22 protein-coding genes and 1 tRNA gene are annotated in these 24,130 nt (G+C 33.0%); 7 read left to right on the top strand and 16 right to left on the bottom strand.

The window, feature by feature from the left end; all coding sequences use genetic code 11:
- Nucleotides 1-6 precede the first annotated feature (6 nt).
- The 5 genes from ACKTSU_RS02145 to ACKTSU_RS02125 all read left to right on the top strand — a co-directional run bounded on the left by ACKTSU_RS02145 (nt 7) and on the right by ACKTSU_RS02125 (nt 5,570).
- The gene (locus ACKTSU_RS02145) at nt 7-555 is read left to right on the top strand and encodes a hypothetical protein (RefSeq protein WP_408034731.1); all 549 of its coding nucleotides are present in this window, start codon (nt 7-9) and stop codon (nt 553-555) included.
- Between the two features lie 162 nt (nt 556-717).
- Nucleotides 718-1,173, top strand: coding sequence for a hypothetical protein (locus ACKTSU_RS02140; protein ID WP_408034730.1), 456 nt, complete (start codon nt 718-720; stop codon nt 1,171-1,173).
- Between the two features lie 173 nt (nt 1,174-1,346).
- The gene (locus ACKTSU_RS02135; RefSeq protein ID WP_408034729.1) at nt 1,347-3,140 is read left to right on the top strand and encodes a cadherin domain-containing protein; all 1,794 of its coding nucleotides are present in this window, start codon (nt 1,347-1,349) and stop codon (nt 3,138-3,140) included.
- Nucleotides 3,141-3,301: 161 nt separating this feature from the next.
- Nucleotides 3,302-4,429, top strand: a complete 1,128-nt coding sequence (locus tag ACKTSU_RS02130) for a DUF4932 domain-containing protein (RefSeq protein ID WP_408034728.1) — start codon at nt 3,302-3,304, stop codon at nt 4,427-4,429.
- 58 nt (nt 4,430-4,487) lie between these two features.
- Entirely contained in the window at nt 4,488-5,570 is a 1,083-nt protein-coding gene (locus ACKTSU_RS02125; protein ID WP_408034727.1) for an NHL repeat-containing protein, read from the top strand.
- 4 nt (nt 5,571-5,574) lie between these two features.
- Here the strand turns inward: ACKTSU_RS02125 and ACKTSU_RS02120 are convergent, their stop codons facing one another.
- The 16 genes from ACKTSU_RS02120 to mraZ all read right to left on the bottom strand — a co-directional run bounded on the left by ACKTSU_RS02120 (nt 5,575) and on the right by mraZ (nt 22,514).
- On the bottom strand, nt 5,575-6,372 hold the full coding sequence (locus ACKTSU_RS02120) for a zinc-dependent peptidase (RefSeq protein WP_408034726.1): 798 nt from the start codon (nt 6,370-6,372) through the stop codon (nt 5,575-5,577).
- A 155-nt stretch (nt 6,373-6,527) separates the two neighbouring features.
- A tRNA-Arg gene (locus tag ACKTSU_RS02115) sits at nt 6,528-6,601 on the bottom strand.
- Nucleotides 6,602-6,612: 11 nt separating this feature from the next.
- The gene (locus ACKTSU_RS02110) at nt 6,613-7,059 is read right to left on the bottom strand and encodes a GatB/YqeY domain-containing protein (protein WP_274633997.1); all 447 of its coding nucleotides are present in this window, start codon (nt 7,057-7,059) and stop codon (nt 6,613-6,615) included.
- Between the two features lie 70 nt (nt 7,060-7,129).
- Nucleotides 7,130-8,989, bottom strand: coding sequence for a cell division protein FtsZ (gene ftsZ / locus ACKTSU_RS02105; RefSeq protein ID WP_408034725.1), 1,860 nt, complete (start codon nt 8,987-8,989; stop codon nt 7,130-7,132).
- An 84-nt stretch (nt 8,990-9,073) separates the two neighbouring features.
- Nucleotides 9,074-10,426, bottom strand: a complete 1,353-nt coding sequence (gene ftsA, locus ACKTSU_RS02100; protein WP_408034724.1) for a cell division protein FtsA — start codon at nt 10,424-10,426, stop codon at nt 9,074-9,076.
- The gene (locus tag ACKTSU_RS02095) at nt 10,413-11,153 is read right to left on the bottom strand and encodes a cell division protein FtsQ/DivIB (RefSeq protein ID WP_408034723.1); all 741 of its coding nucleotides are present in this window, start codon (nt 11,151-11,153) and stop codon (nt 10,413-10,415) included. The genes ftsA and ACKTSU_RS02095 overlap by 14 nt, the downstream gene beginning before the upstream one ends.
- Nucleotide 11,154: 1 nt before the next feature.
- Nucleotides 11,155-12,501, bottom strand: coding sequence for a UDP-N-acetylmuramate--L-alanine ligase (gene murC, locus ACKTSU_RS02090; protein WP_408034722.1), 1,347 nt, complete (start codon nt 12,499-12,501; stop codon nt 11,155-11,157).
- The gene (murG, locus tag ACKTSU_RS02085) at nt 12,501-13,592 is read right to left on the bottom strand and encodes an undecaprenyldiphospho-muramoylpentapeptide beta-N-acetylglucosaminyltransferase (protein ID WP_408034721.1); all 1,092 of its coding nucleotides are present in this window, start codon (nt 13,590-13,592) and stop codon (nt 12,501-12,503) included. Before murG ends, murC begins: the two co-directional genes overlap by 1 nt.
- Nucleotides 13,576-14,766 carry an FtsW/RodA/SpoVE family cell cycle protein gene (locus tag ACKTSU_RS02080; protein ID WP_408034720.1) on the bottom strand — a complete coding sequence of 397 codons (1,191 nt, stop codon included), beginning with the start codon at nt 14,764-14,766 and terminating at the stop codon, nt 13,576-13,578. Before ACKTSU_RS02080 ends, murG begins: the two co-directional genes overlap by 17 nt.
- Before the next feature lie 15 nt (nt 14,767-14,781).
- Nucleotides 14,782-16,116, bottom strand: coding sequence for a UDP-N-acetylmuramoyl-L-alanine--D-glutamate ligase (gene murD / locus ACKTSU_RS02075; RefSeq protein ID WP_408034719.1), 1,335 nt, complete (start codon nt 16,114-16,116; stop codon nt 14,782-14,784).
- Complete coding sequence (gene mraY / locus ACKTSU_RS02070; RefSeq protein WP_408034718.1) at nt 16,117-17,343, bottom strand: phospho-N-acetylmuramoyl-pentapeptide-transferase; 1,227 nt, start codon at nt 17,341-17,343, stop codon at nt 16,117-16,119.
- 3 nt (nt 17,344-17,346) lie between these two features.
- On the bottom strand, nt 17,347-18,813 hold the full coding sequence (locus ACKTSU_RS02065) for a UDP-N-acetylmuramoyl-L-alanyl-D-glutamate--2,6-diaminopimelate ligase (protein ID WP_408034717.1): 1,467 nt from the start codon (nt 18,811-18,813) through the stop codon (nt 17,347-17,349).
- On the bottom strand, nt 18,814-20,826 hold the full coding sequence (locus tag ACKTSU_RS02060; RefSeq protein ID WP_408034716.1) for a penicillin-binding protein: 2,013 nt from the start codon (nt 20,824-20,826) through the stop codon (nt 18,814-18,816).
- 5 nt (nt 20,827-20,831) lie between these two features.
- Entirely contained in the window at nt 20,832-21,164 is a 333-nt protein-coding gene (locus ACKTSU_RS02055; RefSeq protein WP_408034715.1) for an FtsL-like putative cell division protein, read from the bottom strand.
- A complete protein-coding gene (gene rsmH / locus ACKTSU_RS02050) occupies nt 21,164-22,060 on the bottom strand; it encodes a 16S rRNA (cytosine(1402)-N(4))-methyltransferase RsmH (RefSeq protein ID WP_408034714.1) in 897 nt (298 codons plus the stop codon). The genes ACKTSU_RS02055 and rsmH overlap by 1 nt, the downstream gene beginning before the upstream one ends.
- Entirely contained in the window at nt 22,047-22,514 is a 468-nt protein-coding gene (mraZ, locus tag ACKTSU_RS02045) for a division/cell wall cluster transcriptional repressor MraZ (RefSeq protein WP_408034713.1), read from the bottom strand. Before mraZ ends, rsmH begins: the two co-directional genes overlap by 14 nt.
- 201 nt (nt 22,515-22,715) lie before the next feature.
- Between mraZ and ACKTSU_RS02040 the strand changes: the two genes are divergently transcribed.
- Complete coding sequence (locus tag ACKTSU_RS02040; RefSeq protein ID WP_408034712.1) at nt 22,716-23,480, top strand: alpha/beta fold hydrolase; 765 nt, start codon at nt 22,716-22,718, stop codon at nt 23,478-23,480.
- Between the two features lie 21 nt (nt 23,481-23,501).
- Complete coding sequence (yihA, locus tag ACKTSU_RS02035) at nt 23,502-24,113, top strand: ribosome biogenesis GTP-binding protein YihA/YsxC (protein ID WP_274634012.1); 612 nt, start codon at nt 23,502-23,504, stop codon at nt 24,111-24,113.
- Nucleotides 24,114-24,130 lie beyond the last annotated feature (17 nt).

Below are 24,130 nucleotides of genomic sequence, written 5' to 3'. Positions count from 1 at the left end.
TTTTTTATGAAACTATTCAAAATTTTCAGTGTAATCTTACTTACACTAAGTACATTCTTTTTTAACGCTTGTAATAGTGACGATGATACTATTCCTAAAAAATTAAATGAAATTAAAATAGGAGCAAAAAGTTTTGAAATTAAAAACTCAGTACTTATTAAAAATGGAACACATAATGATATTACCTATTTTACACTATATCTCTCTAGCTCAGGACTTACTATTGATGCTAGTGAAGATCCACAAGGCAGTGGTGATATTTTGGCCTTTCAAATTAATTCTGATGAACAAACAAAGTTAACCGAAGGCACATATACTGTTAACGACCAAAGCAATAGTAGTTTTATTATTGAAAAAGGATTTCACTTTGTAGGCTTTGATGCGTCTTTAGGAGATAATCAAACAGGTAATATTGATATAAAATCAGGAAGTATTACTGTTACTTCTAATACCAACGAATACACCATTACAATTACCTTAGTAGATGAAAAAGGAACCAATGTTATAGGGTACTACAAAGGAAGTATACCAATTCTAAATTACGACGCCCCTTAATAAAACTGCAAAATACCTCAACGTTATAAATTAATATTGAGGTATTTTATACAACAAATATAGCGTCGTAACAAACTATTTCAATTTACTCTTCGTAAAAACGTTTTTTATAAAACTATATATTAAAAGTACTCTTATATTATTGATTATAAAAAAAGACAAATGAAAATTTTTAAATATATTTTCGTATTTATATTACCCTTTACAGTCTATGCTCAAAATGAAGTACCTACCAAAAATATTAATGGTCTTTATCATTTACTTGAAGGAGAAAGAACTGTTGGAAATGAGCAAACTAAAACTAAGTTTTTTCAATATAGCTTATTAGGTACTACAAAAACAGTAGCCGTAGCTGCTTGTAAAAAGTGTATACCTGCAATTTATAAATATCAAGAAGTAGAAAGTAAAGAACTAAACAGACCAGTTTTTTATAATAATATTGGTCTTTTTTTAATTTCATATGATAAAGAAAGTTTTGTTATGGTAATGCCAGCCAATAAGCAAGATGCAGATTGGACTAACTTTGCATACAGTAATTTTTACAGTAAAAATAGCACAAAGGTAAAGGCAATGTCTCAGAAAAAAATTAAAGAGTTTATTGTACGAATAGCAAATTAGTAATCGTCTTTCATAAAACATGCCCCCTAAAATTCAATTGATTTTTAGGGGGTTCATGGTTTATCTTTAATTTACATTTTCAATTTACAAACTCAATTTACTCTTCGTAAACTGTTTTTTAAAATATCTACATATAAAAGTACTCTTGTACTATTAATTAAAAAAAGATCAAAATGAAATTATTTAAAAAAGGAATATTACTAGGCTTTATTGCACTACAACTAATTTCTTGTAGTAAAGACGACGAACCACAAAACACACCTCCTGTTATTAAAGCACAAAGTTTTACGGTAGCAGAAGACAAAGCTGCCAACACCAAAATAGGAGTTATTACTGCCACAGATGTTAATAAAGACGACCTAACTTTTAAAGTCACAAAAAACGACAACAATCTGTTTGCTGTTAATGTTGCTGGAGAATTAAGCATTGCTGCTAACAAAAGTTTAGACTATGAAACCCAGACCAAACACGAAATTACGGTTGAAGTAAGTGATGGTAAAGACAAAACCTCAGCAGTAATAACCATTAACGTTACCGATGTAAACGAAAATAGTCCTATTACCATTAACGATCAAAGTTTTACTGTTTCTGAAGATATTACAGATGCAGATTTGATAGGAACGTTGGCGATTAACGATACTGATGGTGATCTATCAAGTTTTTCAATAGAAAGTGGAGATGCTACTAATTTATTTGTTCTTAGCAATACAGGAGAATTACGACTTGCATCTGGTAAAACATTAGATTATGAAAATAATACTACGCATACATTAAATATAAAAGTAAGTGACAGTAATGGTAGTTCAGACAACGCTACTGTTACTATAAATGTAACGAATATAAACGATGTTGCACCTACTTTTACTGCATTTGGTCCCTTTGGCGTTCCTGAAGATATTAATGATACCTTAATTATTGGGCAAATACAAGCTACTGATGCAGAAGGCGACAACATTAGTTATAGTTTGCCAGGGTTGAGCACAACAGGAAACTTATTTGAAATTGATGCCAATAATGGTAAAATATCATTAATTACAGGTAAAAGTTTAGATTACGAAACCTCTACGTATCACATTTTAACAATAAGAATTTCTGATGGTGTACACAATGTAGATAAACAAATACGAATTAATGTTTCTGATGTAGTTGAAACCGGAGGCAACGTTGTAAACATACCAGACGCTAACTTTAAAGCAGTTTTAGTAGCAAATACTGCTATAAATACAAATGGAGATAACGAAATACAAGTAACTGAAGCTAATAACTTTACAGGAACTCTTAAGGCAAATAATAAAAACATTTCTGATGTAACGGGTATTGAGGAATTTATTAATTTAAATGCATTATTCCTAAGTTCAAATCAAATTTCTAATATAGATTTAAGTAATAATACTAAACTAAAAATCATAAATATTTATAATAATCAATTAACCTCTCTTGACGTTTCTAAAAATATAAAACTAGAAACCCTAACATGTTCTTACAACAATCTCTCAAATATAGATCTTACTCAAAATACTTTATTGGAGGGATTATATATTACAAATAACAAATTAAGTAATTTAAACCTACAAAATAATTCTTCTTTAATTAATTTAATTTGTAGTGAAAATCAAATTACTTCAATAAATTTGGGTAGTTTAACTGAAATTAAAGACTTCAACATTAATAGAAACAAACTCTCAAGTTTAGATGTGAGTAAACTTGTAAAATTAACGCAATTACAAGTCTATAATAATAACTTATCAAGTATTGATTTAAGTAATAACATAAATTTAAAGAGTTTTATGGCTTATAATAATAACTTAACAAGTTTAAATATAGCTAATGGCAACAATGCTAATATGACTTATATGAATGCATCATCTAATCCAGATTTAACTTGTATAAAAATAGATGCTGGTTTTACCCCACCAAGCACTTGGACAAAAGATAGTACTGCTAGCTATAATACTTCTTGCCCTTAAAAATCATGCTATTAGAAGAAGGTCAAAACATACACTTGTTTTGACCTTTTTTACAGCACCTAAGCTTCTTTATAATTTCTACCTGCTGTTTATCAAATAACTTTTAATGGCCTTCATAAGAAATTGTGTGCCATTAGAAATAGTCCAAAAAGATCTATTAAATGAAACAAATAATAGGAATATTCCTGATTTTAATCACTTTAAGCGCTTGTTCTCAAGATAGAAAAAAAGTAAGCGAACAAAAAGAAACAATACTAAAAGAACCAAAAGTAGATAAACGTATAGAGTTATTAAGCATTGTTTTTAGGCTTGCAGATAGCCATGAATATAGTCAAAATCTTTTTCCTAAGTATGTTGAAAGCATTCAAAATCATTTTGAGAAATTTAAAAGTCACGATTTAATTAAGTATGTAAAAAGTGAATTACATGAAAAAGGAATTGGTTTTAGTTCAGTTATGAGTATGGCTATACATATAACTGAACCTCCAAATATAAAAGCTTTGATAGTACCTTTTTCAAATAAATCACTGGAGAAATCGTGGACTGAAAAAAACTCTACACAGTTTTTAAAACTATTAAATGAATTTTATACTGATACCGACTGTGAAACTTTTTTTAATAACAATAAAGAACTCTACAAAGCTGCATCAAATAGATTTAAAAAAGTTTATCAAAATTTAGACCTAGAATGGTATCAAAAATTTTATGGAGAAGGTCCAAAAGGAGAATTTAAAATTATAAATGCCTTGGGAAATGGAGGAGCGAGCTATGGTCCAAAAATAATTTATCCGAATGGAAATGAAGTGGTCTATGCTATAATGGGAACGTGGAGTGTTGATAACTTAGGTATGCCCAAATATGAAATGAAAGATTATTTCCCAACTATTTTACATGAATTCAATCATTCCTTTGTAAATCATGTTATAGAAAAACACCGCTCTAAACTCCAAGAAAGTGGAACAATCATCTTTGATAATATAAAAGATGAAATGAATAAACAAGCATATGGTAATTGGAAAACTATGTATGATGAAGCGTTGGTTAGAACGGCTGTTATTAAATATCTGAAGGACCATAATTTTGATAAAAAAACAATCAAAAAGGAATTGAATGAACAGTTAAATAACGGTTTTTTATGGACTCATGAGTTAGTCAAAGAACTAGAAAGATATGATAACAATAGAGACAGGTATCCAACATTAGAGAGTTTTATGAAAGAGTTAGTAATTTTTTTCAATAAAACGGCTTCTGAGATAGACAAACAAAAAAGCATGGGTACTAAAAAATAGAGAACAGTTTTAGAATAAAAAATAACGAACGTACAACAACATTTAAACAAAAAAGCAAATGAAATTATTTAAAAAAGGAATATTATTAATGTACATAGCGCTACAACTAATTTCTTGTAGTGATGATCCTTCTACAATTAAAAGTCCAGCAGAAATTATAGATGATATTTTAAAAGGAAATGTAACCAGTATTGGCTCACAACCTGATTTGGTGGCCTTATCTGCATTCTCATTCCCTTCAGATGTTGCAGTAGATCAAAATGGTGACATTTATGTAGCTGATACTGGTGATAACAGCATCAAAAAAATCACTATCAATACTAGTGGAAACTACCATATAACAACAATTGCAGGAGATGGTTCATCAAATAGTAATGACGGTGTGGGTACAACCGCTTCTTTTCAAAGTCCACTAACTTTAACCTTTAGCAAAGACTACAAAACATTATATGTAGCTACTCAAATTAAAATTAGAGCTATAAATATAAATACCAAAGAAGTAAGTACTATTGCTGGTAACGGTAGTTATGGAAGTGCAGATGGGATAGGTGAAAATGCTCAATTTAAGCATCCTTCTCATATTATAACAAACACCAATGGAACTGTTTTATATGTTCTGGAAAGTGAAAATGGAATTGTTAGTACAGGAAGAATTAGAAAAATTAATATAGCAAACAAACAAGTATCTACTTTAAACTTAACGAATTTACCAACAACTTTTTACCCTCAAGGAATTGTGATAGATAGTAAAGATGAACATCTATATGTTGCAAATTGGCGAACCATATTAAAAATAAACTTACAAACAAACAATGCTACTATTATAGCAGGTTCTGACACCGAAAGTGGTACAACCAATGGTATTGGTGAGGGTGCACGTTTTACATCGGCAAAAAGCTTAACTTTTAGCCCTCATGAAACCTTTTTATATATAGGCTCTCTTGGTGGTAATTATGGAATTAGGGCTATTAATATGCGTACTCTAGAAGTAACAACTGTAATCGGTAACGGCTATGGTTTTGTAAATGGAGGTGCTTCTACGGCACAATTTAAAGGTCCATATAAATTAAATTATAACAACGTTTCTAATAAATTATATGTTGCTGATCCAAGCAACAATGCTGTTAGAGTTGTAGAGTAAACTGTTATTTAAAATTCAACATGAGTTGAATCTTTTTATACAGTTGTGGGAATTGTTGCTGTAAATCTTCTGGAGTTTCAAAAAAGTGCTCCATAATTACAGCAACAAATTCCAACTTGTTTGTTAGCGCATATTCTCTAAAATACCCTGATGATTTAATTCTTTCAGCATTCGCTTTATCATCCATAAAACTGGTTATTTCTTCAAATAATCGATAGTAAATTCGTGCACTTACATCTTTCGATTTTCTTCCGTGAAAAGTTAAGGCATGAGAAAACTCATGAATACCTAAATTTAAATTATCGTTTAGTATAATATCTCCTAATAAAAAATCTTCCCAAGAAAACACAATAGATTTTAACCCTGGGTTAAACTCTCCTTTATGATATTGTTTGGTTATTGTTGAATAAAAACTAGTGGGATATATAATAATTTTATCAAAAGTAGTGGTTAAGTACTTTCGCATTCCGAAAGTCAACTTTATATATGATGAAGCTATTAAGACTTTTACTTCTGGAGTTAATTCAAAATTATCTCTTTCAACAAAGTCATAAGTTCTGATAAACTTGGTCAGTCGATGTTCAAAATATACTTTTTGTTTTTCATCTAGTTTTTTATAGAATCTTACATTTTCAACTAAAAACTCTTTCTTCTTTTTAGGTAGCTTCTTCTTTATTGGATAAAAATGCACAAAAATAGGCTTGTTGAAAACATAGACATATATAGACTCTACTATGTTAATTCCAACTCCTATAAAGCCTAGAAGGAAAGCGGTATATTTTATAAGAAAAATAGGTTTCATATCAATTTAAAACTTCAAATATAGCTTATGTAACTTAAGTTACACAAGCTCATATTTATGTTTTGTAATATTGCTCTTAGTTAATCAACTAATTCCCCCAAATATTTCCTTAAATAAAAACAGCAGAAAATATATTTTCTGCTGTTTTCTTTTTGCGACCCAGAGAGGACTCGAACCCCCAACCCTCAGAGCCGAAATCTGATGTTCTATCCAGTTGAACTACTGGGTCTAGAAAAATGATTATGCTAATTTAGCCTTTACAATTGCTGAAATTGTTTTTCCATCTGCTTGACCTGCTAATTGCTTGGAAACTATTCCCATTACTTTACCCATGTCTTTCATTCCCTCAGCACCAACATCTGCAATGGTTTTTTCAACGATTTTACCAATTTCTTCATCACTTAACGCTTCTGGTAAAAACTGCTCTAAAACAGCTGCTTCAGCTAATTCTGGTTCTGCTAAATCATTACGCCCTTGTTCTGTAAATACAGCTGCACTATCTTTACGTTGTTTTACTTGCTTTTGAACAATTTTCAACTCTTCTGCTTCTGATAATTCACCTGCTCCTACTTCTGTATTTGCTAACATAAAAGCCGATTTTAAGGCTCTTAAAGCGGTTAAAGCTACGGTATCTTTCGATTTCATAGCTTCTTTCATTTTATCCATTACCTGTTTTTGCAAACTCATAATTTTGTGATTTTTACTATTAAAAAAATCCCGATAAATCGGGATTTTAAAAATACGTGTTATTCTTTTATTAATCTACATTATCGTGTAAAAACGAGTTATTTGAGCGTAATAAATCGTTATTATCAGTATTTAATGCAGTGTCTGATTTACTAATATTTGACCCTGAATCAATATCAACTCCTAATCTTTTATAAGCTGGTTGACTCTCAATTTCATCTACATTTTTTATTCTTTGGTCGTTAAACTTATAGTTAAAACCTTTCATTTTTTCACGTCTTTCTTGTGCTCTTTTTTGCACTTCAGAAATTGTTAAACTCAACGGAGATACTTCTTCACTAGATGTATCTATATTATTAATTTCTTCTTGAGTTTTTGACTTTACTTGAAAACGTAACTCTTCTTCTACCTCTTCTTTTATAGTAGGTGTAGAACTTTTACCAATTGTTGGTTCTGCACTAAAATCGTCTAAAACATATCGTTTTTCTACTTTATGAAATGTAATTTCTTGTGCAGTTACTTCAATATTTTTAATCTCATTTGTAGTTTCAACTAAATGAGAAGCTGGTTTTATTTCTTCGTAAGAATTCAACGGTAAATCAAACAATAAATCTTGTTGAATTGGTTGTTGTCTTACTTCTTCCTCTACTTTTGGCTCAGCGATATTTGTTATGATAAAATCATCTTCTGAAATGGTTTCAATAGCGATTTCGTCATACACTACATCAATATTTTTAATAGCCTCTGTAGTAGGAATTAAATTCGATTTAGGCTCAACAACTTCCTCCTCTAATACGTGAACAACTTTATCAACAGGTTTAGTTGGTAAAGGTTCATTTATACTAGGAGAAGTTTGAATTTTTTGATCTCCAAAATTGTACGTAGCTTTTTGCTCATCTTCTAAAGTATGAACAATCTTTTTTACTTCTGTATTGGTAATATTTCCTTGTTGATCAGCAGCAAAACCCGTTGCTACCACTGTTACGGCTATTCCGTCTTCTAAAGTTTCATCCTCACCAATACCCATAATAATATTGGCATCATATCCTGCTTCATCTTGAATATAATCGTTGATTTCTCCAATTTCATCTAAGGTTACTTCATTACCTCCAGAAACAATTAATAACAATACATTCTTAGCTCCTGTAATTTTGTTATCGTTTAATAACGGTGAATCTAACGCTTTTACAATTGCATTTTTAGCTCTGTTTGCTCCAGTTTCTTTTGCAGATCCCATAATTGCAGTTCCACTATTAGACAATACCGTTTTAGCATCGTGTAAATCGATATTTTGTTTGTAGTGATGTGTAATTACTTCTGCAATACCTTTAGCCGCAGTAGCTAACACTTCATCTGCTTTTGAGAAGCCTGCTTTAAAACCTAAGTTACCATAAACTTCGCGCAGTTTATTATTATTGATAACAATTAACGAATCCACATTTTTACGTAACTCGTCAATTCCTGTTTGAGCTTGTTTTGAGCGCATTCTTCCTTCAAACTGAAATGGCATTGTAACGATTCCTACCGTTAAAATATCCATATCTTTAGCAATTTTGGCAATGATTGGCGCTGCACCAGTACCGGTACCTCCACCCATACCTGCGGTAATAAATACCATTTTGGTATGCGTGCTTAACATTTGTTGAATTTCTTGAATACTTTCAGCCGCTGCTTGTGCTCCTATTTCAGGATTTGCACCCGCACCTAACCCAGAAGTTAAGTGTGCACCTAATTGTACTTTATTAGGAATTGGACTGTTTTCTAATGCTTGTGCATCAGTGTTGCAAATCACAAAATCTACTCCGTGAATTTGCTTACTATACATGTGGTTTACTGCGTTACTTCCTCCCCCACCAACACCAATTACTTTAATGGCATTCGATTGTGTTTTCGGCATGTCGAATGAAATGTTATCAAATTCTGCGCTCATAATAACTTTTCTTTTTTATTAATTCTTATTCAATTTACACTCTCCTTCTTAGGGGATTAATTCGGAGTAGCTTTTTATATACTTTTACTCTGCGTTATCTAAAAACTCTTTAAATCCTTCAGTGAATCGCTTGGTAAACTTTTCAAAGATTGATTTAGACTTTTCTTTCGCTGGTAGTTCCTTCTCTTCTTGAGCTTCTTCTATAGCTTCTTTTTCTTCTTCAATAGTTGTTTCTACAAACACTTCTGGAGCTTCTTCTGCCGCTACTTCACTTTCTTCTTTTTTTAAGCCTTCCATTAACAACCCAACTGCAGTTGCAAATGCTGGACTTGATAATGCTTTATCTGAATCTCCTGCAAGGTGTTCATTTGGATACCCAATACGAACGTCCATTCCAGTAATATATTCTACTAACTGACGTAAATGTTTTAATTGAGCTCCACCACCAGTTAAAACAATACCTGCAATGAGTTTTCCTTTTTGAGTTTCGTGTCCGTAGTTTTTAATTTCTAAATACACGTGCTCAATAATTTCTTGCACTCTTGCGTGAATTATTTTAGATAAGTTCTTAAGTGTAATCTCTTTTGGCTCTCTTCCTCGTAACCCTGGAATAGAAACAATTTCCGTTTCTTTATTTTCTCCTGGCCACGCAGAACCAAATTTAATTTTTAACAACTCTGCTTGCTTTTCTATAATTGAGCAGCCTTCTTTAATATCTTCAGTAATAACATTACCTCCAAAAGGAATGACTGCTGTATGACGAATAATTCCGTCTTTAAAAATGGCTAAGTCTGTCGTTCCACCACCTATATCAATCAACGCAACACCTGCCTCTTTTTCTTCCTGACTTAATACTGCAGATGCCGATGCTAACGGCTCAAGAGTAATGTCAGACAAATTTAAACCTGCACTTTTAATGCATCTTCCTACATTTCGGATAGAAGATACTTGACCAACCACAACGTGAAAGTTTGCTTCTAACCTTCCTCCGTACATTCCGATAGGTTCTTTAATATCTGGCTGACTATCTACTTTAAATTCTTGAGGTAACACATGAATAATTTCCTCACCAGGCAACATCACTAATTTATGTACCTGATTTACTAAGTTCTCAATGTCATTCGCATCGATAACTTCTTCAGCTTTTTCTCGTGTTATATAATCACTATGATGTAAGCTTCTTATATGTTGACCAGCGATACCTACTACAACATTCTCTATCTTTCTTCCTGAAACACTTTCGGCCTCATCAACAGCTTGTTGAATAGATTGAATGGTTTGTGTGATATTATTAACTACCCCTCGTTTTACACCTAAACTTTTTGCTTTACCAATACCTAAAACCTCAAGTTTTCCGTATTCGTTTTCACGACCAATCATGGCAACAATCTTGGTTGTACCAATATCTAAACCAACTGCAATTTTATTGTTTTCCATCTTGATTTTGTTTTGTGCACACAACTTGGTTGTGGTATTTTACATTTATCGTTTTGTAATTACTTATAGTTTTGTCTTTAAGTGCTTTGTTATAAAATGCTGTTAGCTTTTTAAATTTTTCAGCCGCATCTTTAAACTCACCAAAAATTATCTCATAATCACCGCTACGAACTGTAAATGTATATTCGTTTTTGGCGTCTTTCTGAATAGCAATAATTTCTTTAGCGAAAAAACTATTACTATTTATAACCTTTATTAACTGTGTTAATTCTTTGATTTGTTCAGATTCCCCTACTCCTAAAACTAATGGTACCCTTGCTGAAAAGTTTGTTGATAATGGAATTTCTGCCCCGTACTTATCAACATAAAAAGATTTGTTCTTATCAACAATGCGAGCTATCGGTGTTCGTTGTTTTATTACTGTTTTTAACACCCCATCTACCGTTAAAAACACTGCTGTTTTTTCAACATACGGATTCGCCGAAACATTAGCCTCTAGAAAGTGTAAATCTACCAATCTTTTCGGTTGGTTTTTAACAAATTCATTATTTTGTATTAACAATTTATCAACCATACTGTGCGTCAAAAAGTTATTATCACCTGCTTCAAACTCTACTACGGTGTTTTTAACCTTTTTCAAGCCGTTTCTATTGGTTGTAAAGCCATACAAAAACGCCAAAAACATCAACAACAAGAAAAAAGACAGATAAGTTGCTACTTTTTTCATACTAGATTTTGTGTTTTTCTTTAATTTTATTTTTTACTTCTTCTACCAATAAACCAATATCTCCTGCCCCTAACACTGCTACAATTTTTGACTCAGATTTTAGCACTTCGTCACTTAATTTTTCTTTAGATACTAGCATTTTATTTTCTAAGGTCATTTTATCCAATAACCAACTTGAAGTAACTCCTTCAATAGGTAATTCTCTTGCCGGATAAATATCTAACAACAACACTTCATCAAACAAGGATAATGCTACTGCAAAATCATCAGCAAAATCTCTTGTTCTACTGAATAAATGCGGTTGAAAAATTGCTAACACTTTTTCTTTTGGAAACATTTCTCGAACCGATTGTGCTACTGCTTTTATTTCTGTTGGATGATGTGCATAATCATCAATTAAAACAACATCATCTGTTTTTATTTTATATGAAAATCTCCTTTGTACTCCTCTAAAAGATTTTAATTGCTCCTTTATTTTCTCTAACGAAACTCCATATACATCTGCCATTGCTAATGCTGCCAACGCATTCATCATATTGTGATTTCCTGGTAGATGGAATTCAATATCTTTAATTTGAGATGTTGGTGTTTGTACATCAAAAATGTACTTACCAACTTCAACCCTAACATTAAAAGCTTTATAATCTGCATCTTCATTTACAGCATAGGTTAACCCTTTTAGTGGTAATCCTTTTGCAACAATTAATGTATCTGAAACTTTATTCGCAAACTCAACAAAAGATTGCTGAAGCATTTCATTCTCTCCATAAATATCTAAATGATCTGCATCCATAGAGGTTACACAGGCAATATTTGGAGATAATTTTAAAAACGAACGATCAAACTCATCTGCTTCAACCACCGATACTTTATCTTCACCTAAAATTAAATTGGAGTTATAATTTTCTGCAATTCCACCTAAAAAAGAGGTTGCTTTTTCAGGCTGCATAATATGCCCTAAAATTGATGAAGTCGTCGTTTTACCATGTGTTCCAGCCACAGCTAAACAAAAAGTGTTTTTGGTAATTTCTCCCAACACTTCTGCTCTTTTTAAAACCGTATATCCGTTATCTATAAAATAGTTTAACTCTAGATGGTTTTTAGGAACCGCTGGCGTGTACACTACCAATGTAGCTTTTTTATCTAAAAATGAAATCGGAATATTCTTTACAGCATCTTCAAAATGAAGCTCTACTCCTATTTCTTCTAAACTCTTAGTGATAGGTGATGGTGTTTTATCGTAACCTGCAACTACTTTACCATTCTCGGAAAAATAGCGAGCCAAGGCACTCATCCCAATTCCACCAATACCTATAAAATAAACGTTATGTATCGTTTTTAAATTCACTAACTGATTAATTTTTCTATTTCATTAACGATATTACTTGTTGCATTAGGCAACGCCAATTCATTAATATTCTCACTTAAACTCTCTTGTTTCCCTTTATCTTTCAACAAAGTTTCTAATACCACAGGAAACGTTTCTAACTCATTTTCTTTAACCACAATTGCTCCATGTTCTTTAGCAATTGATTTAGCATTTTTTGTTTGATGGTCTTCTGCCACGTTAGGTGACGGAATAAAAATGGTTGGTTTACCTACAATACATAGCTCTGACACCGAACTCGCTCCTGCTCTCGACACGATAAAATCGGCAGCTGCGTAAGCTAAATCCATTCGGTTTAAGAATTGATGTACTTGCACATTTTCAACCTCGTTGTATTTTTTATACTCATCAAAATACAACTTACCACATTGCCAAATAAGCTGTATATTTTGATTTTTAAAAAAATCTAAATTAGCTTCTATTAGCTGATTTATTTTACGAGCTCCTAAACTTCCACCTAAAACCAACAAGGTTTTTTTAGAAGTGTTTAATTCGAAAAACTCTTTACCTTCTTCAACTTTTACATGAATAAACAGTAAATCTTGTCGAACTGGATTTCCTGTTTTTATAATTTTATCCTCTGGAAAAAAACGTTCTAAATCATCATATGCTACACATATTTTCTGCGCGTTTTTCCCTAAAAATTTATTGGTGATTCCCGGATATGAATTTTGCTCTTGAATCAAAGTAGGAATTCCTCTTTGATTAGCAGCCATTAATGTTGGCCCACTAGCAAAACCTCCTGTACCAATTGCTACATCTGGTTTAAATCTTCTTATAATTCGGTGTGCTTTCCATAAACTACTTAACAACTTGAAAGGAAACATCAAATTTGCTAGAGTTAGTTTTCTTTGGATACCCGAAATCCATAATCCCTCAATTTCATATCCCGCTTGCGGAACTTTTTCCATTTCCATTTTATCTTTAGCTCCTACGAACAAAATATTAGCTTCTGGATAACGAACTTTAATTTCGTTAGCAATTGCTATGGCTGGATAAATGTGTCCACCAGTACCTCCACCGCTTATTATGATATTAATCGACTGTTTCATGTAAAATATCTAAAGGGTTATCATCTAAAATTGTTTCTTCAGTTTCGTTTTTAGAAGCGCTTACACTTAAAATCATTCCTAATGCGAAACATGTCATCCAAATAGAGGTACCTCCACTACTAATTAAGGGGAGTGTTTGTCCTGTTACTGGTAAAATATTGACCGCTACCGCCATGTTTATCATCGCCTGAAAAACAATCGGGATTCCCACACCTACAACTAACAATGTTGCAAATATGGTGGTAGCCTTTTTAGCTGTTATTAATATTCTAAAGAGTAATAAAAAGTAAATAAAAATAACTACAACTGCACCTGCCAAACCATATTCTTCAACAATAATTGCATAAATAAAATCGGATGACGATTGAGGTAAAAAGTTTTTCTGAACACTTTTCCCTGGCCCTTTTCCAATAACTCCACCTGTAGCTATGGCTATTTTTGCTTTTTCTACTTGATAATTTTCTTCGCCATTAGGTTGAGAAAAATTTTCAATTCTACTCTTCCAGGTATTTACACGGTTAGGCATAGCATCAGGAAACGCCTTAGCTAGTAATATAAAAAACAAGAAAGAGATGAGTCCCATTCCTAATATATATCCGATGTATTTTAACGGATAACCTCCTATAAATGACACCAACAGAATCATAAAAAACACCATGGCCGTGGTTGAAAAGTTTGCAGGTAATATCAATACCAATACAATACCAACTGGCAACCATAACTGTAAAAGACTCTCCTTAAATGAAATAACTTTTTCTTTATGTTTGGCTAAATATCTAGCCACATACACCATTAACACAAGACCCGCCAACGTAGAAGTTTGGAAACCAATACCTACAAACGGAATTCGTATCCATCTACTAGCATTTGCACCTCCAATGGTTGTTCCTTGAGCTAGAGTAAAAATCAACAAAACAATAACAACTGGAAACATTAAAACAGAACCTCCACTAAAGTATCTATACGGAATTTTATGCACACCATAAATCACAGCAAAACCTGTAATTAATAACACGATGTGTTTTATTAAATGTCCAAAAGTAGACCCATTACCCACTACATACACTAAATTGGTACTAGCACTATATATTGGCATAAACGAAAATATTGCCAACATTGTTACGATAGCCCAAATAGCTCTATCTCCTTTAATATGTCGAAAGATGTGTTTCATCAATCTTTTTTGCTTTTATAAGTTTCTTACAGCTTCTTTGAATTTTCTTCCTCTGTCTTCGTAACTTTCAAATAAATCAAAACTAGCACATGCAGGAGATAACAATACCGTATCGCCTTTTTGTGCTATTTTATAAGCTACTTTAACAGCCTCTTCTGCCCCAGCAGTTTCTACTAAAACATCAACTACACTCGCAAAAGTGTCTATGATTTTCTGATTATCTAATCCCAAACATACAATTGCCTTTACTTTCTCTCTGACTAACGGTAATAAATCTGAATAATCATTCCCTTTATCAACACCACCTACAATCCAAACTGTTGGATTATCCATACACTCTAACGCGTAATAAACTGCATTTACGTTGGTTGCTTTACTATCATTAACGAATTCTATCCCGTTAATTTTTTGTACTTTTTCTAAACGGTGCTCTACACCTTCAAAATCAGACAAGCTTTCAGCAATTGTTTCTTTTCTTACTTTTAGCAATCTAGCTGCCATTGAAGCTGCCATTACATTTTTAGTATTGTGTTTTCCTTGTAATGTTAATTCAGAAACCTTCATTAATTTTTCTTCTGTATTTAATTTCATCAGTATCGTATCTTGTCTTAAAAAAGCTCCGTATTCCAATTCTTTTTCTATTGAAAATGGCACCAGGGTTGCTCTTGTTTTGTTATTTTTTAACCAATTTTGAATTGCTTCATCATCGGCATCGTATATTAAAAAATCGTCTTCCGTTTGGTTTTTTGTAATACGGAATTTCGAGTTTATGTAATTGTCAAATTCATATTCGTATCGATCTAAATGATCGGGTGTGATATTGGTTATTATAGCAATATGTGGTTTAAATGTTTCAATTCCGTCTAACTGAAAGCTACTTAACTCCAACACGTATTCATCGTAATTATCATCCGCAACTTGTTCTGCAAAACTATCTCCTATATTCCCACCAACTCCTACATTCAATCCTGCTTTTTGTAATACATAATGTGTTAACATAGTTGTTGTGGTTTTTCCGTTTGAACCCGTAATTCCCACAATAGTAGCTTCTGTAAACTGAGCAGCAAATTCAATTTCTGAAATTACTTTCACTCCTTCAGAAAGCAGTTTTTGCACCAATGCTACTTTATCTGGAATACCTGGGCTTTTCATAACCACATCAGCATTTAGAATTTTACTTTCATTATGCTGATTCTCTTCAAAATCGATTGAATTATGTAAAAGAACTTTTTTGTATCGCTCTGCTATACTTCCTTTATCTGAAACAAAAACCTCATATCCTTTTTGTTTCCCTAAAAGCGCTGTTCCTACACCACTTTCTCCTCCTCCAAGCACAACTAATCTCTTCATTTATCTTAACTTCAATGTTACAATGGTAAATACCGCTAGTAAAATTCCAACAATCCAAAAACGGACTACAATTTTACTTTCATGATACCCTGATTTTTGGTAATGGTGATGTAAAGGCGACATCTTAAAGATTCTCCTTCCTTCTCCAAACTTCTTTTTCGTGTACTTAAACCATGATACTTGTAAGATTACCGATAGGTTTTCTATCACAAATATTCCTGCTAAAATTGGTAACAATAATTCCTTTCTAATCGCAATAGCTATAACTGCTATGATTCCTCCAATAGTTAAACTTCCAGTGTCTCCCATAAATACTTGAGCAGGATATGTGTTATACCATAAAAACCCTATCAATGCTCCTGCAAATGCTAGAATAAACACGGTCATTTCTCCTGATTTTGGTATATACATTACATCTAGATAATCTGCAAAAATGATATTACCCGATACCCACGCAAAAATTGCCAAAGCAATGACCATAATTGCTGACGATCCTGCTGCTAAACCATCGATTCCATCAGTTAAATTTGCCCCGTTAGAAACTCCTGTTACAATAAATACGGTAACAAAAATGAATACTATCCAACCATACTTTTCATATCCATCACCTAAAAAACTAAATGCTTTCGCGTAATCCAGCTCGTTGTTTTTCATAAATGGAACTGTTGTCTTTGTTGATTTATGAGTTTCTCCAAACACTTTCTTTTTTCCATCAACTTGCACAACTTGTTCTGCCACTGGCAATTGTTCTTTAATAGTTACATCTGGATGGAAATACAGCATAGAACCTACTATTAGTCCTAAACCTACTTGACCTAAAATCTTAAACCTTCCTTTTAACCCTTGTTTGTCTTTTTTGAATACTTTGATATAATCATCAGCAAAACCAATAAACCCCATCCAAACTGTGGTTATTAACAGGATTATGATGTATACATTTTCTAGTTTTGATAATAACAACACAGGAATTAATGTAGCTAGAATGATGATGACGCCTCCCATTGTAGGGGTTCCTGCTTTTTGCACTTGTCCTTCTAAACCTAAATCTCTAACCGTTTCACCAACTTGTTGTCTTCTTAAATAATTGATGATTTTTTTACCGAAAATGGTTGAAATCAACAAAGACAAAATGAACGCCATTGCAGATCGGAATGTGATAAATTGAAACACACTCGCCCCTGTTAGACTAAACTCACTTTCTAAATATTGAAATAAATAATATAGCATTCGTTAGTGTTTTTTTAGTTGATTGAAACAGTTGGTTACTTCTTCTAAATCATCAAAATGATGACGTACTCCATTTATTTCTTGATAGGTTTCATGTCCTTTTCCAGCAATTAGGATAATATCTCCCGACTTTGCTAGCTTACAAGCTGTTTTTATTGCTTGTCTTCTATCTAAAATAGATAATGTTTTCTTATAATTTTCCGCAGAAACCCCTTCCTCCATTTGATCTATAATCAACTGTGGATCTTCAGTTCTTGGATTATCTGAAGTAAAAATTGCTTGATTACTTAATTGTGAAGCAATCAATGCCATTTTAGGCCGTTTAGTTGCATCTCGATCTCCACCACAACCTACAACTGTTATCACAGTTTCATTTCCTGTACGGATGTCGTTAATGGTTTGCAGCACATTTTTCAAAGCATCAGGTGTATGTGCATAATCTACAATTGCAGTAACCCCACCATCTGAGATTGTATATTGAAAGCGTCCGCTTACACTTTCTAACTCACTTACAATTCGTAAAATCTCTAATTTTTCAAGTCCTAACAATTCTGCTACACCGTAAATAGCTAATAAGTTATACGCATTGAACTCACCTATTAACTTCGTCCAAACTTCAATACCGTTGATTGTTAATAAAGTTCCTGAAAAACGTTTCTCTAATACTTTCGCTTTAAAATCTCCTATAGTTTTTAGCGCATAAGTTTGTTTAGTAGCTTTCGTATTTTGCAACATTACTTGCCCATTTTTATCATCAATGTTCACCAAGGCAAATGCCGATTTTGGCAACGAATCAAAAAATGATTTTTTCACATCACGGTATTCTGCAAAGGTTTCATGATAATCTAAATGATCGTGCGATAAATTTGTAAACACACCTCCTGCAAACTCTATACCTTCAGTACGTTTTTGATGAATTCCATGAGAACTCACCTCCATAAAACAATACTCTACACCTTCTTCAACCATCATTGACAAATAGTTATTAATCGCCACTGAATTTGGTGTTGTATGTGTTGCCTTATACTCGTTTTCATCAACCATTATTGTAACCGTTGACAACAAGCCTACTTTATATCCTGCCTTTTTGAACAATTGATACAATAAGCTTGCAATTGTAGTTTTACCATTGGTACCTGTAACTCCTACTAACTGCAAGCTTTTTGACGGGTTGTTATAATAATTTGCCGCTATTATTGCTAAAGCAACATTGGAATCTTCTACTTTTATATACGTTACTTGTTCACTTCTTCCTTCAGGAATCTCTTCACAAATAATTGCTTTTGCTCCAAGGTTAATAGCCTTCTCAATGTATTGGTGACCATCAACTCTTACCCCTTTTTGCGCTACAAAAACATCATTATCCTGCACTTGTCTACTATCAAACTGAATTGCATTCACAGCAACATCAGTATTTCCGTAAACCTCGCTTACCGATACCTTATATAATATGTCTTTTAAATTCTTCAACTATGATAATTTTAAATATATCGTTGCTCCTTTTTCTACTTTTTTTCCGTTTTCTACCGATTGTTCTTTTACTTTTCCAACACCTGAAAACTTCACCTTTAACCCCATGTTTTCTAACAAAGCAATAGCGTCCATTCCACTCATACCTGTTACTTTAGGCATAATGGTTTTATACTTTCTTAAGTTTTGATAGTACTCTTGATATTCGTTATCAATTACTTCATCTGAAATTTTATCAGCGACAAACTGCTTATTAATAGCTGTTGAAGTGTATATTTTTTGAGCTATTTCTTTAAAAATTGGCGCTGCAACTGTAGCCCCATAGTACCCTTTTTCTTTTTTAGGACTATGCACTACTACTATACAAGAATATTTAGGTTCATCTGCCGGAAAGAACCCTGCGAATGACGCTACATACTTCTCATTAGAATAATAACCTCCCTCATACTCACCTTTGTCATTTTTAGTTCGAGGAATATATTTTTTAGCGGTCCCTGTTTTTCCTGCCATTGAAAAATTTGGAGAATATATTCTCTTCCCTGTTCCATATTGAATGGTATTCTCCATCACCTTCCTTACCTTATCTAAGGTTTCTTGAGAAGCTATTTTTTCTTTCAATACTTCTGTACCAAAACTCTGCTCCACTTTACCACCCACGCGTAATTCTTTAACGAAATACGGCTTCACCAACTTACCATCATTAGCTACCGCATTGTAAAAAGCTAGTGTTTGTAAAGGTGTTAATGACACCCCATATCCCCACGCCATCCATTCTAATGAAATAGGACTCCAACTCTTTTCTGATGGTTCCGGGATATATGGTTTCCCTTCTCCTTTAATTTTCACACCAGTTAATTGATCTAATCCAAAAGACTTAATTCTTTCAGTAAATTTCTCTGGATTATTATCGTAATATTTCTGTATCGTTTTTACAATTCCAACATTAGAAGAAACCTCAAATACCCTACCCATCGATATTTTTCCGTAACCACCCCTCTTACTATCTTCAACTTTACGATTGTTGATATAAATTCGTCCTTTTTCACAATCCACCACTGTCGAAGTATCTACCACCTTATCTTCTAAAGCCACCATTAAACTTGCCAGTTTAAATGTAGACCCAGGTTCGTGACTCTCCCAAACAGCATAGTTTCTTTTTTCGTAATATTTTCCACTAGAAGTTTTTCCTAAGTTTGAAATCGCTCTAATCTCACCCGTCTCCACCTCCATCACTACAGCACAACCATGATCTGCCTCGAAATACTCCATTTGCTTTAACAAAGCATGATGTGTAATATCTTGAATATTCACATCAATTGTCGTTATCACATCACTTCCATCAATAGGCTCTTTTTCATTTACATCATTAATTGGCTTCCATTGACCTTTAGCAATTTTTTGCTTTAGTCGCCAACCATTTTCACCCTCCATATAATCAGCAAATGCACCTTCTATTCCTGCTCCTCCTCTGTAATCATCATAACCAATAGTTCGTTCAGCAATTTTCCCTATCGGATGTACACGAACTGTTTGCTGTTCTGCAATAAAACCACCTCGATACACTCCTCTATTAAAAATCGGGAAGCTTTTCATTTTCACATAATCATTATACCCAACATTTCGAGCTATAAATAAATAACGATTCTTACGTCTTTTAGCTTCACGCAACCTATTTTGATAATAGCTTGCTGGCTTTCCTAGTAAACCAGAAAGAGCTTCTGATAATCCTCGAATATTTTTTTCAAAAACTTCTGAATCTACCGCCACCACATCCATACGGATTGTAAACTTAGACATTGAGGTTGCTAACAGGTTTCCATCAGCAGCATATACATTACCTCTATTCGCGAAAATTGTATCGTTTTTTGTAGTTTTCTCAAGGGATAATTTACGATACTTCTCTCCCTCAACATATTGAAGATTAAAAACTCTAAAAATGATAACAACAAAGAAAAGCGTCATTAAAACAACTAATACATAGAGTTTGTTTAATATGCTTTTTTTAACTACCATTTATATTATTCTTTATTATATGTTACTTTAATTTTTTGAGGAGGTGTTTTTGCAGGATACAATCCTTTACTTTTTACTCTATCTCGAATACTACTTTCTAATTTCATTTTCATAAGTAGTATACTCGTATCTACATCTTCATCCCGCAATTCTCTTTTCTTCTTATTCAGCTCTGCTATCTGAACCACTTTTGCGTCTGCACTATGCGCACTATAAATCATCAATAACAACAGAAGCACCACAAAAGTTAAAATCCGCCAATTTTTAAACGAGCTCTCATCTGTAAGAAAACTTCCTCTTAAAAGATTATATACAATATTCTTCTTTTCTTTCGACATTACTTTAGCGTTGCTATTCGCAGTTTTGCACTACGCGCCCTATTATTCTCTTTTATTTCTTCTCTTGTAGGAACAATCATTTTACCTACTTTTTTCATAGGCTCATTCGTGTTCCCATAAAAATCTTTTTCAGGCTCCCCAGTAAACAATCCTGTTCTTATAAATCGCTTCACCAATCTATCCTCTAAAGAATGATACGAAATCACACTCAACCTACCATCTTCATTCAACAACTGAGGCATCTGCTCTAAAAACTCCTTCAACACTTCCAACTCTTGATTCACCTCAATACGTATTGCCTGAAAAATCAGTGCTAGAATTTTATGTTCTTTTGCCTTCGGAAGAAATCTTTGCAACACTTCTTTCAACTCGAAGCTTGTTTTGATTTCTTTCTCAGATCTTGCTTCAACAATTGTTTTCGCCAGTGTTCGTGCATTTCGCAACTCACCATACAAAAACAATATATCCGACAATTGCTCCTCAGTATAAGTATTGATAATTTTCTTTCCAGACAATTCTGATTTCTGATCCATTCGCATATCCAAATCAGCATCAAAACGAGTTGAAAAACCTCTTTCTGCCTCATCAAACTGGTGTGATGACACACCTAAATCTGCCAATACACCATCCACTTTTTTCACTCCGTAAAAACGTAAAAACCTCGAAATAAATCGAAAATTCTCACCAATCAACACGAAACGCGGATCGTCAATTTTATTTTGCTGCGCATCCGGATCTTGATCAAAAGCAAACAACCTTCCTTTCTCACCCAATCGACTCAATATTTCACGCGAATGCCCACCTCCACCAAAGGTCACGTCCACATACACTCCATCTTCTTTAATATTGAGTGCATCTACACTTTCTTTCAACAAAACTGGACTATGATAACTCATCTTCTCCTATATTACCCATTACCTCTTCTGCCAAATCAGCAAAATCAACAACAGCATCATCTATTACTTTTTCGTATTTATCCTTATCCCAAATCTCAATAATGTTCACCGCAGACGAAAGCACTACTTCTTTTTCAATTTCTGCGAATTGACACAAATCTTTTGGAATTAATATCCTACCGGAAGCATCCATCTCCACCACCTTTACACCCGCTGTAAACCTCCTGATAAAGTCATTATTTTTCTTTACAAATCGGTTTAGTTTGTTGATTTTTGCCATCACCGAATTCCACTCTTGCATCGGATATAACTCCAAACAAGACTGAAACACAGAACGTTTAATCACAAACCCATCTTGCAACACAGAAGACAACTGCTTCTTGAAAGCTGATGACATCATCATCCTTCCCTTAGCATCTACTTTGCATTCGTATGTTCCAATTAAATTTACCACGTAAAGAAACTATAGTTTGCATCAAAAATAAAAAAAATCTACCACTTTTTACCACATTTTACCACTTTGTTAATAAGTTTTGGTTTTCACCCTAAAAAACTGACACTTAAGCCCTTTCAAAGAATATAAACCTCAGAAATAATAAAAATGAAATTTTAACAAAAAAGAACTACATTTGTGGTTAAGTCAAACAAGAAATCTATGACTGAATTTTTAAAGAAAGAAGGCAAATTTACATACGCAGAAGCAGGAGAAGGAAGTCCGATTATTATACTTCATGGCTTAATGGGCGCTTTAAGTAATTTTGACTCAACTTTTAATCACCTTTCAAAAAAAGGATACAAAGTTATTATTCCAGAATTACCCCTATACACCTTACCTCTCCTTAAAACCAATGTTAAGAATTTAGCTAAATTCTTACATGACTTTATCGAATTTAAAGAACTTAAAGAAGTGACTCTTTTAGGAAACTCTTTAGGTGGGCATATTGCTTTATACTTTACAAAACATTACCCCGAAGATGTTAAGGCTTTAGTTTTAACTGGTAGTTCAGGATTGTATGAAAACTCTATGGGAGATAGTTACCCAAAAAGAGGTGATAAAGAATTTGTTAGAAAAAAAGCACAAGATGTTTTTTACGACAAAGAAATTGCCACTGATGAACTTGTAGATCAGGTATACGAAGTTATTAACGATAGAAATACGTTAGTTAAAACGTTAGCGATTGCTAAAAGTGCAATTCGTCACAACATGGCTAAAGATTTACCTAGCATGAAACAGCCTACTTGTTTAATCTGGGGAAAACAAGACAGTGTTACTCCACCAGAAGTAGCCGAAGATTTCCATAAATTATTACCTGATGCTGATTTATATTGGGTTGATAAATGTGGACACGCAGCTATGATGGAAAGACCTGAAGAATTTAATGAGATTTTAGAAGGCTGGCTTTCTAAACGCGAAATATAACAACAGCTATAACTTAGTAGTATGAAGATAAAATCTGCTGATTTTGTAATGAGTAACAGCAATGTTATCAACGCACCAAAAGAACGTATTCCTGAATATGCTTTTATTGGTCGTTCTAATGTTGGAAAATCCTCATTAATCAATATGTTGATGGAACGTAAGGATTTAGCTAAAACTTCTGGAAAACCTGGAAAAACACAGCTAATCAACCACTTTAAGATTAATGATGAATGGTTTTTGGTTGATTTACCAGGGTATGGTTATGCACAAGTTTCTAAAAAGAAACGACAAATTTTTCAATATTTTATTGAAAACTACTTCAAGGAGCGCGAACAATTAGTTTGCACTTTTGTTTTAATTGATTCTCGCCACGATCCACAGAAAATAGACTTGGATTTTATGCAGTTTTTAGGTGAAAATCGCATTCCTTTTTGTATTGCTTTTACAAAGGCCGATAAATTAGGAAGTTCAAAACTTAACAAACAAATCACCTCTTATAAAAAGAAATTATTAAACTATTGGGAAGAACTCCCTATGTCGTTTGTTACTTCTTCATCAACAGGAATGGGGCGTGATGAGTTTTTAAATTTTATCGACCAAGTAAACGAAGACGTAGCTGAGAATTTTAAATAAGCTTTCAGGCCACTGAA

Source organism: Tenacibaculum aestuarii (genome assembly GCF_964510395.1).
GTDB classification, from domain to species: domain Bacteria; phylum Bacteroidota; class Bacteroidia; order Flavobacteriales; family Flavobacteriaceae; genus Polaribacter; species Polaribacter aestuarii.
The sequence above is the reverse complement of the archived record's forward strand: the minus strand, read 5'-3'. Positions and strand labels throughout refer to the sequence as shown.